General features: G+C 60.8%; 12 protein-coding genes and 1 pseudogene. 9 read left to right on the top strand and 4 right to left on the bottom strand.

The annotated features are described in order from the left end of the window. Positions 1–140 precede the first annotated feature (140 nt). A complete protein-coding gene (locus tag RR42_RS24750; protein ID WP_236702180.1) occupies positions 141–482 on the top strand; it encodes a hypothetical protein in 342 nt (113 codons plus the stop codon). 251 nt (positions 483–733) lie between these two features. On the opposite strand, the gene RR42_RS24745 is transcribed toward RR42_RS24750, so the two are convergent. Beyond that, positions 734–1,375 (bottom strand): TetR/AcrR family transcriptional regulator, encoded by a 642-nt coding sequence (locus RR42_RS24745; RefSeq protein ID WP_043353842.1) that lies wholly within the window; start codon positions 1,373–1,375, stop codon positions 734–736. Between the two features lie 99 nt (positions 1,376–1,474). Between RR42_RS24745 and RR42_RS24740 the strand changes: the two genes are divergently transcribed. Together RR42_RS24740 and RR42_RS24735 are read left to right on the top strand one after the other, a co-directional pair. Next, the gene (locus tag RR42_RS24740) at positions 1,475–2,170 is read left to right on the top strand and encodes a DAPG hydrolase family protein (RefSeq protein WP_043353840.1); all 696 of its coding nucleotides are present in this window, start codon (positions 1,475–1,477) and stop codon (positions 2,168–2,170) included. 929 nt (positions 2,171–3,099) lie between these two features. Then, positions 3,100–4,191, top strand: a complete 1,092-nt coding sequence (locus RR42_RS24735; RefSeq protein WP_043357845.1) for a porin — start codon at positions 3,100–3,102, stop codon at positions 4,189–4,191. Positions 4,192–4,629: 438 nt separating this feature from the next. Here RR42_RS24735 and RR42_RS24730 read toward each other — a convergent pair whose 3' ends face one another. The 3 genes from RR42_RS24730 to RR42_RS24720 form a co-directional block, all read right to left on the bottom strand. Continuing rightward, positions 4,630–5,064 carry a YybH family protein gene (locus tag RR42_RS24730; RefSeq protein WP_043353838.1) on the bottom strand — a complete coding sequence of 145 codons (435 nt, stop codon included), beginning with the start codon at positions 5,062–5,064 and terminating at the stop codon, positions 4,630–4,632. Between the two features lie 471 nt (positions 5,065–5,535). After that, complete coding sequence (locus tag RR42_RS24725) at positions 5,536–6,162, bottom strand: hypothetical protein (RefSeq protein ID WP_043353836.1); 627 nt, start codon at positions 6,160–6,162, stop codon at positions 5,536–5,538. A 201-nt stretch (positions 6,163–6,363) separates the two neighbouring features. Further along, a complete protein-coding gene (locus tag RR42_RS24720) occupies positions 6,364–6,705 on the bottom strand; it encodes a hypothetical protein (RefSeq protein ID WP_043353835.1) in 342 nt (113 codons plus the stop codon). 469 nt (positions 6,706–7,174) lie between these two features. On the opposite strand from RR42_RS24720, the gene RR42_RS24715 reads away from it, so the two are divergent. The 6 genes and pseudogenes from RR42_RS24715 to RR42_RS24690 all read left to right on the top strand — a co-directional run. Further along, positions 7,175–8,701 (top strand): flavin-containing monooxygenase, encoded by a 1,527-nt coding sequence (locus tag RR42_RS24715; protein WP_043353833.1) that lies wholly within the window; start codon positions 7,175–7,177, stop codon positions 8,699–8,701. A 2-nt stretch (positions 8,702–8,703) separates the two neighbouring features. Beyond that, positions 8,704–9,660: an alpha/beta fold hydrolase gene (locus tag RR42_RS24710; RefSeq protein ID WP_043353831.1), complete on the top strand. Its 957-nt coding sequence runs from the start codon at positions 8,704–8,706 to the stop codon at positions 9,658–9,660. A gap of 108 nt (positions 9,661–9,768) precedes the next feature. Further along, a complete protein-coding gene (locus RR42_RS24705) occupies positions 9,769–11,190 on the top strand; it encodes a coniferyl aldehyde dehydrogenase (RefSeq protein ID WP_043353829.1) in 1,422 nt (473 codons plus the stop codon). Between the two features lie 30 nt (positions 11,191–11,220). After that, positions 11,221–12,903, top strand: a complete 1,683-nt coding sequence (locus RR42_RS24700) for a GMC family oxidoreductase (protein ID WP_043353827.1) — start codon at positions 11,221–11,223, stop codon at positions 12,901–12,903. 23 nt (positions 12,904–12,926) lie between these two features. Continuing rightward, positions 12,927–13,643, top strand: coding sequence for a hypothetical protein (locus RR42_RS24695; RefSeq protein ID WP_043357843.1), 717 nt, complete (start codon positions 12,927–12,929; stop codon positions 13,641–13,643). 62 nt (positions 13,644–13,705) lie between these two features. Further along, positions 13,706–13,984, top strand: a pseudogene (locus RR42_RS24690) (AMP-binding enzyme); the annotation flags it as partial. Positions 13,985–14,008 lie beyond the last annotated feature (24 nt).

Raw genomic sequence — 14,008 nt, 5'->3', positions numbered from 1 at the left:
GTCACCTGACTGCCTTTGGCCGCCACGAACTCATTAGAGGCGCAATCCCTGCGCTTGGCAAGACTGCCGCAGTGCAGCATTTGGCACTGCCCTCCGCCAATGCCTAGTCAAACCAGTTCGCATGGGAGAATGCCGGCGCGATGGAGCGGCTCGTGCGCATGGTGCCGGGATCGGTCAACCATGAATGGCAGGACTATCATTTCCCGCGCCACACCCCGCAAGGCAAGCAGATCGGTGGTGGTCCCGTGATACGCACGATCCGCGAAGCCATCTCCGTGGTTTGCACAAAGCAGGGCCTGCTCATGCTGACCAAACGGGCCGCCAGCTACTGCGCGACCCCTCAGATGGCCTTTGTCGAGATCGACCTTCCAGCCATGCCCTCGGCCTTGGTACGGCGTGTGGACGACTACCGGCCGATCCTGCAAGAGATGGACGCGCTGCTCCTGCGCATTGCCTGCCGATACGACGTAGCGCCCGCGTGAGCAGGCTTCAGGATAACCCGGACACCGCAGGCGCCTCTACAGTTTAAACCACCGTTCTGCTCATTGCTTTGTGACGCGCAAGTAGCAGTAGCGACGAGATAGCGGCCGTCTGTATCTCCGGAAAAGCCGATGAACCGCCTTTCAGCTTGGGAGGGCGGAAGATCCGGACTCGCCGTTTTTGGGACTACCTGAATATCCTTGGGGTCGGAGCTTCCCCCCCGCAGCGGACAATTTCCGACCCCAAGCCCCCATCACCTTTTCCGTTGGATTAGCGGCAATATCAAGGAAAGGCAACCGTCGAGATGGGCCTTAACGCTGCCAACCGGCAGCGGCGGTTGAACGCCGAGCGCGATCTGACGCAACGGCTCCGCAACTGCCATCGAAAGTAGTAGCTCTGCCAGCATGACTGCGTCGGGCACATGTACTAGCCGCCTTTCGTGTTGCACCGCAAGCCAGTCCGCGAGCATCCTCCGACCGCGCTCGACACCATTGCGTTGATATTGGATGAGTAGCGAGTCCTTTCCAGGAAACTCAGTAGTCAGCAAGCGGAACATCCTCACCGCAGAGTCCGACAACACGTGCGCACAAATGCTCTCCAGGATGTCTCGCAGCACTCGAGGTACGTCCTGCACCGAGTCCGGTCGGATGAATAGTGCTGGCGCGTACAAGTCTGTCCACTCGCGCACAGCCAGTCCAATCAACTCATCGCGATTTGCGCCGAATCGGTAGGCGGTCTTCTTCGCCACGCCTGCATGCGCAGCAATCGCTTCCATCGTCGTCGATTCGTACCCGACGTCCAACAATAGCTGCATCGCGCTTCGAACCACAAGCTGCCGAATTTCCTCGTCTCGTTGCGCAGGCCGACCTCGCCCGCGTCGCGCTTCGACGGTCATCTTTACCCCTCAAAAAACGATAGCCGAGAGTATGCATCACAGTTGGAAACGGTGAACGTTTCCTATATACTCACCCTACCCCGTCTATGGAGTACACACATGGATTCGAAACGAAGCGCTACCCCTTGGCTCGATCATTCTGCACTTCTTGACCCGTCGCCGATGATGATTGAAACAGGTGTTCAACGTTTAGAGAGCGGTGCACTAATGGTTGCCGTGCGAACAGATTTACACGGCTGCAAAGGGCGTATGTTCGACTGGTGGTTCAAGTTCTTCGAGACGACCCAACACATTAAATGGTGGCATCCGGTTGACCACGTCGAACACCGTGGGTGGGACGATAAGTGGCGCAAGGGCGAAAACTATTACGGCGCGAGCATTCACGCGGTTGAATCGCTCGCAGAGATTCCTCCGGTGTCCGCGAAGCTGAAGTTCCATGATCCCGCAACCATCTTTAACCAAATAACATTGAAGCAAGCACTGAGCGACGCGCACGTATCGGCGGTGGTTGCGGCCAGAATTGGCTTTGGCGAGCACGTGCAGCTTGATGATTCGGGTGACCCTCTCAATGGTCAAATGCTTCATGTTGCTCGCGACACCGATTGGGGATGCGTATTGCGCAGTCGTTTCGTGTTGGGCCTTGACGACCAATCCACGGGCAGTGGCCCGACGGACGCCATGGGCCTGGCGCTAATGCGTCATTGCTATACGGAGTTCACCTTTCTTTCGCGCTTTCTGCCATCGCTCTATTTTGGGGAGCGTGCCAACGGAGAAGTGGTGCCTTTGCCGTGGTAGCCTGAAAAGGTACGCGAGATTGTCGATCTCCCTGTCCATCGCGGCACGCATGTCCTGCCCGACGCACAGCACTCGTCCGATCGAGAGCTGCGGGTTGGCGCCGCGATCATCAGCATAGCTTTCACGATAGTCTCCGAGACAAGCCTCGGGTGCGATGCGTCGTATGGATATCTTCATCCAGGTGTCGCGTTTTTCCTCGCTAGTTGGTTCCCATCGTATCGCCGTGCTCGTGTCATGAGTCTGTTCTTTCTCGGGGCAGCTCTCTTTGGCGTGATAGGTGGCCCCTTTCTGGCTGGATCTTGATTCACTTCCATAAGATCAGCGGTCTCTATGGGTGGCAGTGGCTATTTCTGCTCGAAGCGGTCCCCACGTCGTACTCGGATTCATGACTTTCTTGTACTCGCGAACTCGCCCAACGAGGCGAAATTGCTTTCGCAGAGGGAGATGGAGATCGTGGCAGGCATATTAGCCACCGACGCCGCCGAAAGCGGACATAGCACCTTCCGCCTTGTGGATTGACTAAAGGATGTGAGGGTGTGGTTGTTGGCAATTTTTTTTCGATTTCGTCATTCTCCTCTGCATCTATGCAATCAGTTTCTGGATAGCGACGCTCATTCGAAATTCCGGCTTACAGGATACCTATCCTTTTCAATAACGGAATCATCGGCGTTGTGATGCACCTTACTGGTCGTGCGGCAGTGGCAATGAGGATGTTCTGAGCAATTCTCCTCATTGGAGCCCGCCCTCGCGTTCACCTTGTCCGCAAAGCGGGTTAATCGTTAAGCAACAAGCGGGATGACGTGGCTTCCAGCCAATCTGCGTCAACCTGTGGAGCAGGTCATATCAATACTATGACTATGGCTTCTTTAAGCCTCAACGACGACGTAGATCGTCAGCGAAATATAAATATCAACAAGGAGGAGAAGACGATGAGTTATCGAAGACTGGCTGCAGCATTGTTTGCCACAGCCCCCATGCTTGCCTGGTCCCAGTCCGTCACAATATATGGCGTGATCGACACTGGTGTCGAATATGTGAATAACGTCGGTCCAGCCGGCGATAGTCTGGTGCGCATGCCTGCACTGACTGCAATGGTGCCTTCGCGGTGGGGTCTACGAGGTTCCGAGGATTTGGGTGGCGGTCTGAAGAGCATCTTTGTCCTCGAGTCGGGTTTTGCTCCGGATTCTGGTACCGCTAATCAAGGTGGGCGACTCTTCGGCAGGCAGGCGCTGGTGGGATTATCCGGGCAGTGGGGACAACTATCGCTCGGAAGACAATACACGATGATGTTCTGGGCGAACCTGGATTCTGACATTCTTGGCCCCAATATCTATGGCACCGGCGCGCTGGACAGCTACATTCCCAATACTCGTGCGGACAACGCATTGGCATACAAGGGAAAATTTGGGGGACTGACCGTCGGTGCAACCTACAGCTTCGGCCGTGACACAGTCAATGCTGGTCCAAGCCCGGCCGGCACGAACTGCGCGGGTGAGGCTGCTGCCAGCAAGTCGGCTTGCCGCGAGTGGTCGACTCTGATTCAGTACGAGTCCAGTTGGTGGGGCGTCGCTGCCAGCTATGATTCTCTGCGCGGTGGTCCCGGGGCATTTGCCGGCCTTACTAGCAAGAATTTGACTGACGACCGCCTCCTGGTCAGCGGATATGTCCTTCTATCGCAAGCCAAGCTCGGGGTGGGGGTGATTCGCCGCGACAATGACGGCAGCACTACGCCACGCAGTGAACTATGGTATGCCGGCGCCGCCTACGATGTCACACCGGCACTCACGCTGGCGGGGCAGGTCTACTATCTCAAGTTCCACAACAGTGGAGACAAGGCAATCCTGTACGCGTTGCGTGGGTCCTACGCGCTTTCCAAGCGCTCTTCTGTTTATGTCACAGTAGGCCATATTAAAAATGAAGGGCAGCTTGCCACGTCTGTCAGCACCGGTGCACCAAACTCCAGCCCTAAGCCGGGTGGGTCCCAGTTTGGCAGCATGGTCGGAATCAAACATATCTTCTAACGTAAATGTTTGATATGAAAAATTATCCTAAATGCGTAACGGTAAGGGCCTTACCCAAAGGGCTGTTCCACTTCCTTGCAGCCGGAAGTGGAACAAAAGGGAAAAGGACTCAAGGGAAATGGAAGGGCCTAACGGTAGGGCGAACTTCAAAGGGGATATATCAGCCTCCAGGTACTTTCTTTTAGGTAGACATCCGCGAGCGATGCCAATTTCCCCCGGAGATATTGACTCATCCATCTGAAATTTGATCCGGTCTGAAGACGATGTCAACGACCGTGGCCGACCGTCTCGGTCGTTGGGAGATGCCAGGCCGAATGTCCGCGTCGGCCGAAAAAGCCAACGTCCAACCACGGGGTGGACGGCCGCACCAATGGCGGACACGCGATCCGCCAGCAAGCAGACAACCCCGTGCGTCGTGGAAGTAACTTCGCTGCTCGATCAAGGACTCCGGACGTCTCTCAAGACAGCTTCTCCCGTGCGAGGATTCGTCAGAGTAACATTCTCGAGCGCCTTGATTCGCCACTCGTCAACCTGTCGCGTCAGCACGGCAAGGATCAGCGTGTCGACAGCGTGCGGGCCCGCCGGATGAGCCGCACCGACCGTAAGGCGGCTCCAGAAGTGAATGACCGCCGCATCGTTGCCGATGGGGATCACGTCAATCAGCTCGTTATCCAGCGTGGAATCGCCGTAGATAGTTGCGTGGATGGGCGCATGCAGCTTGACAATCGCCTCGACGCCCCGCACGTAGTGCCCGAACCGGTTCACAAATGTCGCATTCTCATGGAACAATGCGCCGAGGGACTGCATGTCGTGGCTGTTCCAAGCGGTCTGAAACGCGTGGAGCACGTCTTCGGGTTGACTCATTTGATTCATGGTGGATTCTCGCGAGAGTTGACGTTGCGACGCCCGACGTCCACACCGAACGGTTGTTGTCGAGCGGTCAAAGCGAATTCTGCCTTACCATGGAATGTCGGCTCATGGCCGGCTTGCGACGGCCGCGATTGAGGGGCGGTCGGCCGTAGCCGCAACCCACAACGGCCTTTCGCCGTTCCCGTTAGCGGACGGCCACGGCGGCCCCGTCCGAGTTCCACCGGTCTCGTAATGAGAGTACAAGCTGAAATAGTTCACGCGTGACAGGTGGATGGCGGCTGCAACCCGTATTACGTGGTGCGATCAATTCCACGCGGTGCGGGCCGCGCCCTGCGCTCGGCAGGATGCGTGGATATCGGTGGAGCCGTGGAGCCGATTGTCCGCATTGATTGCTATTTTCCCGCGATGGCTAGATCGGCCCGCAGATCAGGTGATCCGCGCCTTGACGCTCCAGTTGCCGCGCCTGGTCGCCTGTCACAATTCGTACCAAGGCTCGGAGTCACGCAATGTGAGCACAGCCAATCGCATCTCTAGCGGCATGTAGAATTCATCGTCCGGCCAGCATTGATGCCAGCCGCCGACGACGACATCCACATCGCCTCGGTAGATTGGGGAACGCGCCGCGTAGGCGTCGAAGTAACCTACGGCTTCCGGCTCGGACGCAGCCTTTTCATATTCGTGCCGTTCCAGCCCGAGATTTTTCAGCCAAGCAGCGACACATTCTCCGCCATAGAGGCAGACCGCCTCAAATGGCGGGAAAGACTTGCCTTCGGCGGCATGAAGTCGAAGTCCGTCGCATTGCAGGTCTGAAATGGGAACGTCGGCTTCAAAGAAGCGGTAGCCGGTGTCGCCGCGTGCCGACTCGACTTCGGCAAAACCGATGGTGGACGAACGTACGCGGAGACCCGCCCTTTCGAGCAGGCCAGTGTCTATTGGCATGATGTGCCTGATCGAACGCAACTCCGTTGCTTCCGGCGGTACCGCATTCGGCCGGTCCGCACGCTCGCCCTGCCAATAGCCAACGACTTCGCCCTCGACGTTGAGCCGGAAGCACGGGCGGCACAGACGCTCGCCTTCCGCAAGCAATTCATCGACAATCATTCTGTAGTCTCCTTGGGGGCGTGTTTCGACATTATGCGGGCGCTAGGTACATCAGCGCCGCCGCAGTCCCCAGGCTTATCGCCGATGACGGCTTTTTTGATTAGATTTTCGGTTCGACTCAAAACCGGGAGTCTATCTCGACTGACTGCTACTTGCCGTACGCGGCAAGGGATGGCAACCACCGAGACGGCCCCGACGTGGTCAGTGGTCTCCAACTGGCCATCGAAACAAGGACTGACCTAATGCTTGCTCGACCTTCGCTGTCGCGGTCAAGTCAACTTCGAAGCAGCGGACACACTCGGCGACGATCTTCGCAAGGTACTCACCACTGGTTGTACTGCTAAGTATTTCGGGGGTAAGCGGGTCGCCGACAGCCGCGCGCAACACCTCTTGAAAATCGTGCGGCGATGCATCTTCAAAGCCGGGTTCGTCTGATAGTGCGTCGCAGAATGACTCACCGACTGCGATTAGGAATGCCAGATGATCTTGACCGTCCATACGGTTGAGTCTGCGGATCGCCGCCACCACCACGGGGCGGCCCATCTCCTAGCTCGTGACCACGTTCAGCCGATCGACCTCCTCCAGCCATGCCGCTCGCACAGTGAGCACGATTTTGGCGCCCTGCGGATCAGTTCCTGAACACGTGGCAAAGGCAGCGACCAGGATGGACTTACGGGTGGGGTTGGATTCTGCGGCATGGCGGCGCCTTTCACCGGCGCGTGTCCTGCCGCACACGGAGTGGACGGCATGCACATCGTTTACGCCCGATCGGCTGGGTGTTTTCCCTACCCTGCGCCGCCTTGTATTTAGGCCGCAACAACGCTAATATTTGGCCATCAAAACGTTAACTGTAGGCCGAGAATACGTACTTCGAATGCCGTTTTTGGGCAGGAGCGGCGTATGGCAGCGACGCGGGGTCCGGAGTGCAGCCCGAAAACCGGGGTCGGACCACAGCGCTGCCAACCAAAACTCCCCACCCCCTGGGCACCTCGATCCAATCTGGAGACACGCTGTGACCGTACATCACCTTCCGCCCACAGAGCATGTGGATGTCCTGATCGTTGGCGCCGGCCTGTCTGGCATCGGTGTTGCGCGTTACCTGGAAACGGAGCGCCCGAACACGTCCTACGTCATTCTGGAATCGCGCGCGGTCACCGGCGGCACGTGGGACTTGTTCCGCTATCCCGGCATCCGGTCCGACTCGGACATGCACACCTACGGCTACGCGTTCAAGCCATGGCCGTACAAGAAGTCGATTGCCGGGGCGGCCGATATCTTGTCCTACCTGCGCGAGACTGCCGCGGAGTACGGGATCAATCGCCACATCCGCCTGAACCACAAGGTGATTCAAGCATCGTGGTCCGGCGCTCAAGCCCTGTGGACGGTCGAGGTCGAGCGCACGGATACGGGCGAACGCAAAACGATCCTGGCCAAATGGCTGTTCAGCGCCGCCGGCTACTTCCACCACGATCAAGGCTTCACCCCGCAGCTGGAAGGTATCGAACGCTTCCAGGGCCGCACCGTGCATCCGCAGCATTGGCCGGAAGACCTCGACTACACTGGCAAGCGTGTCGTGGTGATCGGCAGCGGCGCCACCGCCGTCACGCTGTTGCCGGCCATGGCGGACAAGGCCAAGCATGTGACGATGCTCCAGCGCACGCCCACCTATGTCGTGAGCCTTCCCTCGGAAGACGTCATCGCCAACACGCTGCGCAAGGTGATGCCGCACGCGTGGGCCTACGCGCTCGTGCGCCGCAAGAACATCGCCATTTCGCGCGGCATCTGGTACCTGTGCAAGAAGCGGCCAAAATTCGCGCGGCGTCTCATCCGCTTCCTCAACAAGCGCCAGTTGCCCAAGGGCTATCCGATCGACGTGCACTTCAACCCGCCCTACGACCCGTGGGATCAGCGTTTGTGCGCGGTGCCCGATGGCGATCTGTTCAAGGCCATCCGCCAAGGCCAGGCGTCCGTGGTGACGGACCGCATCAAGACATTCACGGAGACCGGCATCCTGCTGGAGTCGGGGCAGGAGTTGCCCGCCGATATCGTTGTGACGGCCACCGGGCTCAACATTCGCTTATTCGGCGGCATCCAGCTGACGGTCGACGGCGAGCCCGTCGATCTGCACAGCACGGTGACCTTCAAGGGCATGATGCTCAGCGGCGTGCCGAACTACGTCTTCTCTATCGGCTACACGAACTCGTCGTGGACACTCAAGCTGGGGCTGCTGGCGCAACACTTCTGCCGCATGCTCGACCATATGGATCGCACCGGCTCCGCGATCTGCGTGCCCGAGGCTCCCGACGCTGACATGCCCAAGCTTCCGCTGCTCAATCTCGGCGCCGGCTACGTCAAGCGCGCCGTCCAGAGCATGCCTTGCCAGGGCCTGGAAACGCCCTGGGTCATGTCGGAGGACTACAACCTCGACGTCGCCAACCTGCGGAACAGCCCGGTCGAAAACCCGTTCCTGCGTTTCGGGCATGCCCACCAAGCGAGCAGCACGGCGCGCTCGCAGGCCCGGCAAGCGGTGGGAGCCTGATCATGTCGATCCACGCCATGGATGAAGCGCGCGATCTGTTCTGCGACGTGCCGACCGGTGTCCGCCTGTGCTATCGCACGTACGGCCTCGAGAGCGCAGAACCCCTGCTGCTGATCGCGGGCCTGAGCCTGCAACTGACGTCGTGGCCCGCCAACCTGATCGACGGCCTGGTACAACACGGCTTTCGCGTCATCGTCTTCGACAACCGCGACGCCGGCCGCTCCTCGCGCATCCCGCAGAAGCCTCCCGGCTTGCTGCGGCAATTCCTGTGGTTACCGAAGCCTTCGGCCTATGACCTCGAAGACATGGCCGCCGATACGGTTGGCCTGCTCGATCATCTGCGTGTGGCGCGCGCCCATATCGTGGGGATGTCGATGGGCGGCATGATCGCGCAGATCATCGCCGGCACCCATCCGCAGCGCACGCTGTCGCTCACCTCGATCTTCTCCAGCACCGGCTCGCGAAAAGTCGGCCAACTGGCCATGTCCAGCATGCTGATGCTGATCAAGCCGCCCGCACGCACGCGCGACGAAGCCGTGCAGCGTTACAGTGCGGCCATGGCCCACATCGGCACGCAGACGTACCCCGTGAACGACGACGCGCGACGCGCTTACGCCGCCGACGCGTGGGACCGCGGCGAGCAGGCGAAGGATGCCGAAGGCATGGCACGCCAGCTCGAGGCCATCATGAAGTCGGGCGACAGGACGGCAGACGTCTGCCGTATCCGGGTGCCGACGCTGGTGGTACACGGCGATCGGGATCTGATGGTGGCAACCAGCGGCGGCACCGCGACTGCGGCTGCCATCCCCGATGCGGAGATGGTCACCATCCGCGGCATGGGCCACGACATCTCGGAAGGTGTCGTACCGCTGCTGGTCGACCTGATCGCCGGACATGCAAGACGCAACACGGCAGGTTCCGCAGCCGAACAGATGAACGCCAGCAGGCATTCCGCCTGAGTACGTTTCGGCGTGCCATGACCACCTCGTCGGCATGCAATCCACGCACAACCAAAACAAGAACAGCCGTTGCTGCGATCTCTCAATCGAGAGCGCATAGGAGACACCATGCTGCAAGGCTCCCCAACCGAGCTTGTCGCCAGCTTTGAACGCCAGCGCCAGGCTTTCGCGCTGGACCCCGACCCGACGCTGGCCACGCGCCTGTCGCGTCTCGATCGGCTCGCGACCTGGCTCGACTCGCACGAGCCCGACATCGTGCGTGCCATCGACGCCGACTTTCAAGGCCGCTCGGCACACGAAACCCGACTTGCCGAGGTGTTTGTCGTGCGCGCAGGCATCCGTCATGCGCGGCGCCACCTGAAGCAGTGGATGCGCACGCAACGCGTGCCGACCGCATTGCATTTCCGCCCCGGCTACAACCGGCTCATGCCACAGCCGCTGGGCGTGGTGGGCATCATTGCGCCGTGGAACTATCCGTTGCAGCTGTCGTTGGGGCCTGCGCTTGCCGCGCTTGCGGCCGGCAACCGGGTGTTGATCAAGCCGTCGGAGCTCACGCCCCGGTTGTCTGCGTTGCTCGCCTCGATGGCGCGCGAGATATTCAACCCGGATGAGCTCGATGTCGCCATCGGCGATGTTGAACTCGGCAAGGCCTTTGCCAGCCTGCCGTTCGATCACCTGTTCTTCACAGGCTCAACCCAGGTTGGGCGTGACGTGGCGCAAGCGGCGGCGGCCAACCTGACGCCGGTGACACTGGAACTCGGCGGCAAATCGCCGGCTATTCTCGATGTGTCATGCAATGTCGCAGTTGCGGCGCAACGCATCGCGTTCGGAAAGCTGCTGAACGCAGGTCAAACCTGCGTCGCGCCGGATTATCTGCTCGTACCAGCGGGCACCGCTGAAAAGATTGCCTCGCATTTGATGCAGGCCATCGCAAAGCTGTATCCGAGGCTCGCTGCCAACCCAGACTACACCGCCGTCATCAGCGAACGTCATCGCGCGCGTCTGGCGGACATGGTCGGCGAAGCGCGCGCAGCAGGCGCCCGCGTGATTGAAGTTAACCCGGCTGGCGAAGCGTTCAATGCGGCATCACGCAAGTTCCCGCCCACGCTCGTGATTGGCGCACCCGCCAACACGCGGCTCATGCGTGAAGAGATCTTTGGCCCCGTGCTGCCCATTGTCGAATATGCAAATCTCGACGACGCGCTGGCGTACGTCCAGCGCAACGCACGCCCGCTCGCGCTGTACTGGTTTGGTGACGATGCATCGCACTGCAACCGCGCACTGCGCGAAACCGTATCGGGTGGTGTGACGATCAACGACTGCCTGTGGCATCTGGTGCAAGAGAGCCAGCCGTTCGGCGGCGTCGGCCCCAGCGGCATGGGCGCCTACCACGGCAAGTGGGGCTTCGATACCTTCAGCAAACTCAAGCCAGTCTTTCATCAGACCCGCTGGAATGGCACCGTGCTGTTCCACCCACCCTATGGCCATACCTTCAACTGGCTGCTGCGCGTGCTGTCGCGCATTGCCTGATCCCGTCCGTTGCTTGTCGAGAGAAACCTCATGAATCAACAGTTTGATTACATCGTCGTCGGCGGCGGTTCGGGCGGCTGCGTGGTCGCGGGCCGTCTATCCGAAGACCCGAACCTCTCGGTCTGCGTGCTCGAGGCAGGCGGCCATGGCGACGGCATGGTGGTCAAGGTGCCGGCGGGCGCGGTCGCCATGATGCCGACCCGCCTCAACAACTGGGCATTCGATACCGTGCCGCAGGCCGGGCTTGGCGGGCGCATCGGCTACCAGCCTCGCGGCAAGATGTTGGGAGGTTCCTCCGCCATCAACGCGATGGTCTACATCCGCGGCCACCGCAGCGATTACGATCGCTGGGCGTCGCTGGGCAACAGCGGTTGGTCGTATGACGACGTACTGCCCTACTTCCGCCTCAGCGAGCACAACGAGCGCTTCGACAACGCCTGGCACGGCCGCAACGGCCCGCTCAATGTCAGCGACCTGCGCACCGACAACCCCTTCCAGGCACGCTATCTGGAAGCCGCCCGCCAGGCCGGCCTGCCGCTCACCGACGACTTTAACGGCGCGCAACAGGAAGGCATCGGCATCTACCAGGTCACGCAGAAGCAGGGGGAACGGTGGAGCGCAGCGCGCGCGTATCTGCACCCGCACATCGGCCGACGCGCCAACCTTACAGTCGAAACCCACGCGCAAGTCCGCCGCATCCTGCTCGAGGGCAAGCGCGCCGTTGGCGTGGAGGTGCTGCAGCACGGCGTGATCCGCACACTGCGCGCGCGGCGCGAAGTGGTGCTGGCTGCAGGTGCGCTCCAGACGCCGCAGTTGCTGATGCTGTCCGGCGTGGGGCCGGCACAGGAGCTTGCACGCGTGGGCATCCAGACCGTGCAGCATCTGCCAGGCGTGGGACGCAATCTGCAGGACCATCCCGACTTCGTCTTCGGCTACCGCACCGGCAGTCTCGACACGATGGGCGTCTCGCTACTCGGCAGCGTGCGCATCCTGAGCGAGATCCTGCGCTTCCGCCGAGAGCGGCGCGGCATGCTGACGACGAATTTCGCCGAAGGCGGCGGCTTCCTGAAGACGCGCCCCGAGCTTGAGGCACCCGACATCCAGCTGCATTTCGTGGTGGCGATGGTCGACAACCACGCGCGCCGCATGCGCCTGGGCCATGGGTTCTCGTGCCACGTCTGCCTGCTGCGTCCGCGCAGCACGGGCTCGGTCACGCTGCACAGCAACGATCCGCTCACCGCACCGCTCATCGACCCGGCCTTCTTCGATGACCCGCTGGATGTCGAAGACATGGTGGCCGGCTTCAAGATCACGCGCAGGCTCATGCAGACACCCGCACTTGCCAAGTGGGCCACGCGCGACCTCTTCACCTCACACGTGAAGACCGACGACGACATCCGCGCAGTCCTGCGACAGCGCACCGATACCGTCTATCACCCCGTCGGCACCTGCCGCATGGGCCAGGACGAGATGGCCGTGGTCGACCCGCAGCTGCGCGTGCACGGCCTGGACGGACTGCGTGTTGTCGATGCGTCGATCATGCCGACGCTGATCGGCGGCAACACCAACGCACCCACCATCATGATCGGTGAGAAGGCCGTCGATCTGATCCGCGGTGTCAGCCGTGTCACGTCCGACGTGCGCGCGCAGGCGGAAGCCGCCGCCGCGCAGTCCGCGTCACATCACCAAAAAACCAGTCATGTAACCACCTGAGGCGCCCCCGGAGATTGATGCATATGAACTCGTATAACGTAGCCAGGTTCACGGCCTGGAACGCCATCTTTGGCGGTCTCGCGGCTTGCGCCACCCTCGGCCTTTCGGTGGTCGTCACGGGCGGAGACATCGAAATGGTGCCCCACGGCCCGGCAATGCTGGCGTTGTCCGCCGAAGGGCGTAACCTGTTCCGCTGGTGGATGCTGGCCGACGTGCTGGGCTTCTATCTGCCGTTCGTGGCCATCGGAGGCTACTTCCTGCACACGTTCCGTGAAGAGCTTGGGGCGCTCCGCGAGATGATCGCCATTGCTGTCGCGGTCTATATCGTCTGCGGGGTCGCCGGGGCGGTGCTCCAGTTGTCGACCCTCCATCCGCTCGCGCATGTGTATGCCAGCGGGGACGAAGGTGCGAAGGTTGCAGCGGCAGCCGTGTGGACCGCCATCGCCAATGCCACGCAAAACGGGTTCTGGTGGGTGGAAGGCCCGCTCGTGTTCTTCTGGACATCGATTGCCGCCAGACTGCTCAAACAGTCGGGCTGGCGCGGATCGTTCCTTCTCCATATCGTCGGCTGGGGCTTCGGCGTCTTTTTCGTCTGCGGCTTCTTCCCTAGCCTTGCTGCAGTCACGGATGCGGGCGAAACCGTCGGCGTCCTGGCCCTGCCGCTCTGGATGCTGGTGTTTGGCTGGCAGTTGCTGCGTCGCGCGCCGACGCTTGCGGTGCCGAATGTCATTCGGGCTTAACCCCTCGTCTACCACCCACGTGAAGTCTGGAGTCGAAACATGCCCCCGGCAACCTCTCCGCACTGTATTACCACCCTGCAATTCAGGAGGTCTGCGTGATTGCCGCGCGCGACACGCATCGCGGCGAGACGGTGAAGGCGTTCGTCGTGCGCAATGCGCGGCACGCGCAAGCCGTGACCGAGGACGACATCATCACGTGGGCCCGCGAGAACATGGCGGCGTACAAGGCACCGCGCATTGTTGAATTTGTCGAATCACTGCCTAAATCGGGCACCGGCAAAATCATGTGGCGCGAGCTTCAGGATCACGAAGCCGCGAAGGCCGCAAGAACCGCAAGCTGAGCCGATCACCGCAGCCCGCACCCC

The organism is Cupriavidus basilensis (assembly GCF_000832305.1).
Taxonomy (GTDB): domain Bacteria; phylum Pseudomonadota; class Gammaproteobacteria; order Burkholderiales; family Burkholderiaceae; genus Cupriavidus; species Cupriavidus basilensis_F.
The sequence above is the reverse complement of the archived record's forward strand: the minus strand, read 5'-3'. Positions and strand labels throughout refer to the sequence as shown.

Coding starts and splice junctions, on each gene's coding strand:
- RR42_RS24740 (WP_043353840.1), top strand. CDS start 1,475: ATGGATTCGAAACGAAGCGCTACCCCTTGGCTCGATCATTCTGCACTT.
- RR42_RS24735 (WP_043357845.1), top strand. CDS start 3,100: ATGAGTTATCGAAGACTGGCTGCAGCATTGTTTGCCACAGCCCCCATG.
- RR42_RS24720 (WP_043353835.1), bottom strand. CDS start 6,705: ATGGGCCGCCCCGTGGTGGTGGCGGCGATCCGCAGACTCAACCGTATG.
- RR42_RS24705 (WP_043353829.1), top strand. CDS start 9,769: ATGCTGCAAGGCTCCCCAACCGAGCTTGTCGCCAGCTTTGAACGCCAG.
- RR42_RS24710 (WP_043353831.1), top strand. CDS start 8,704: ATGTCGATCCACGCCATGGATGAAGCGCGCGATCTGTTCTGCGACGTG.
- RR42_RS24745 (WP_043353842.1), bottom strand. CDS start 1,375: ATGACCGTCGAAGCGCGACGCGGGCGAGGTCGGCCTGCGCAACGAGAC.
- RR42_RS24730 (WP_043353838.1), bottom strand. CDS start 5,064: ATGAATCAAATGAGTCAACCCGAAGACGTGCTCCACGCGTTTCAGACC.
- RR42_RS24725 (WP_043353836.1), bottom strand. CDS start 6,162: ATGATTGTCGATGAATTGCTTGCGGAAGGCGAGCGTCTGTGCCGCCCG.
- RR42_RS24695 (WP_043357843.1), top strand. CDS start 12,927: ATGAACTCGTATAACGTAGCCAGGTTCACGGCCTGGAACGCCATCTTT.
- RR42_RS24750 (WP_236702180.1), top strand. CDS start 141: ATGGAGCGGCTCGTGCGCATGGTGCCGGGATCGGTCAACCATGAATGG.
- RR42_RS24700 (WP_043353827.1), top strand. CDS start 11,221: ATGAATCAACAGTTTGATTACATCGTCGTCGGCGGCGGTTCGGGCGGC.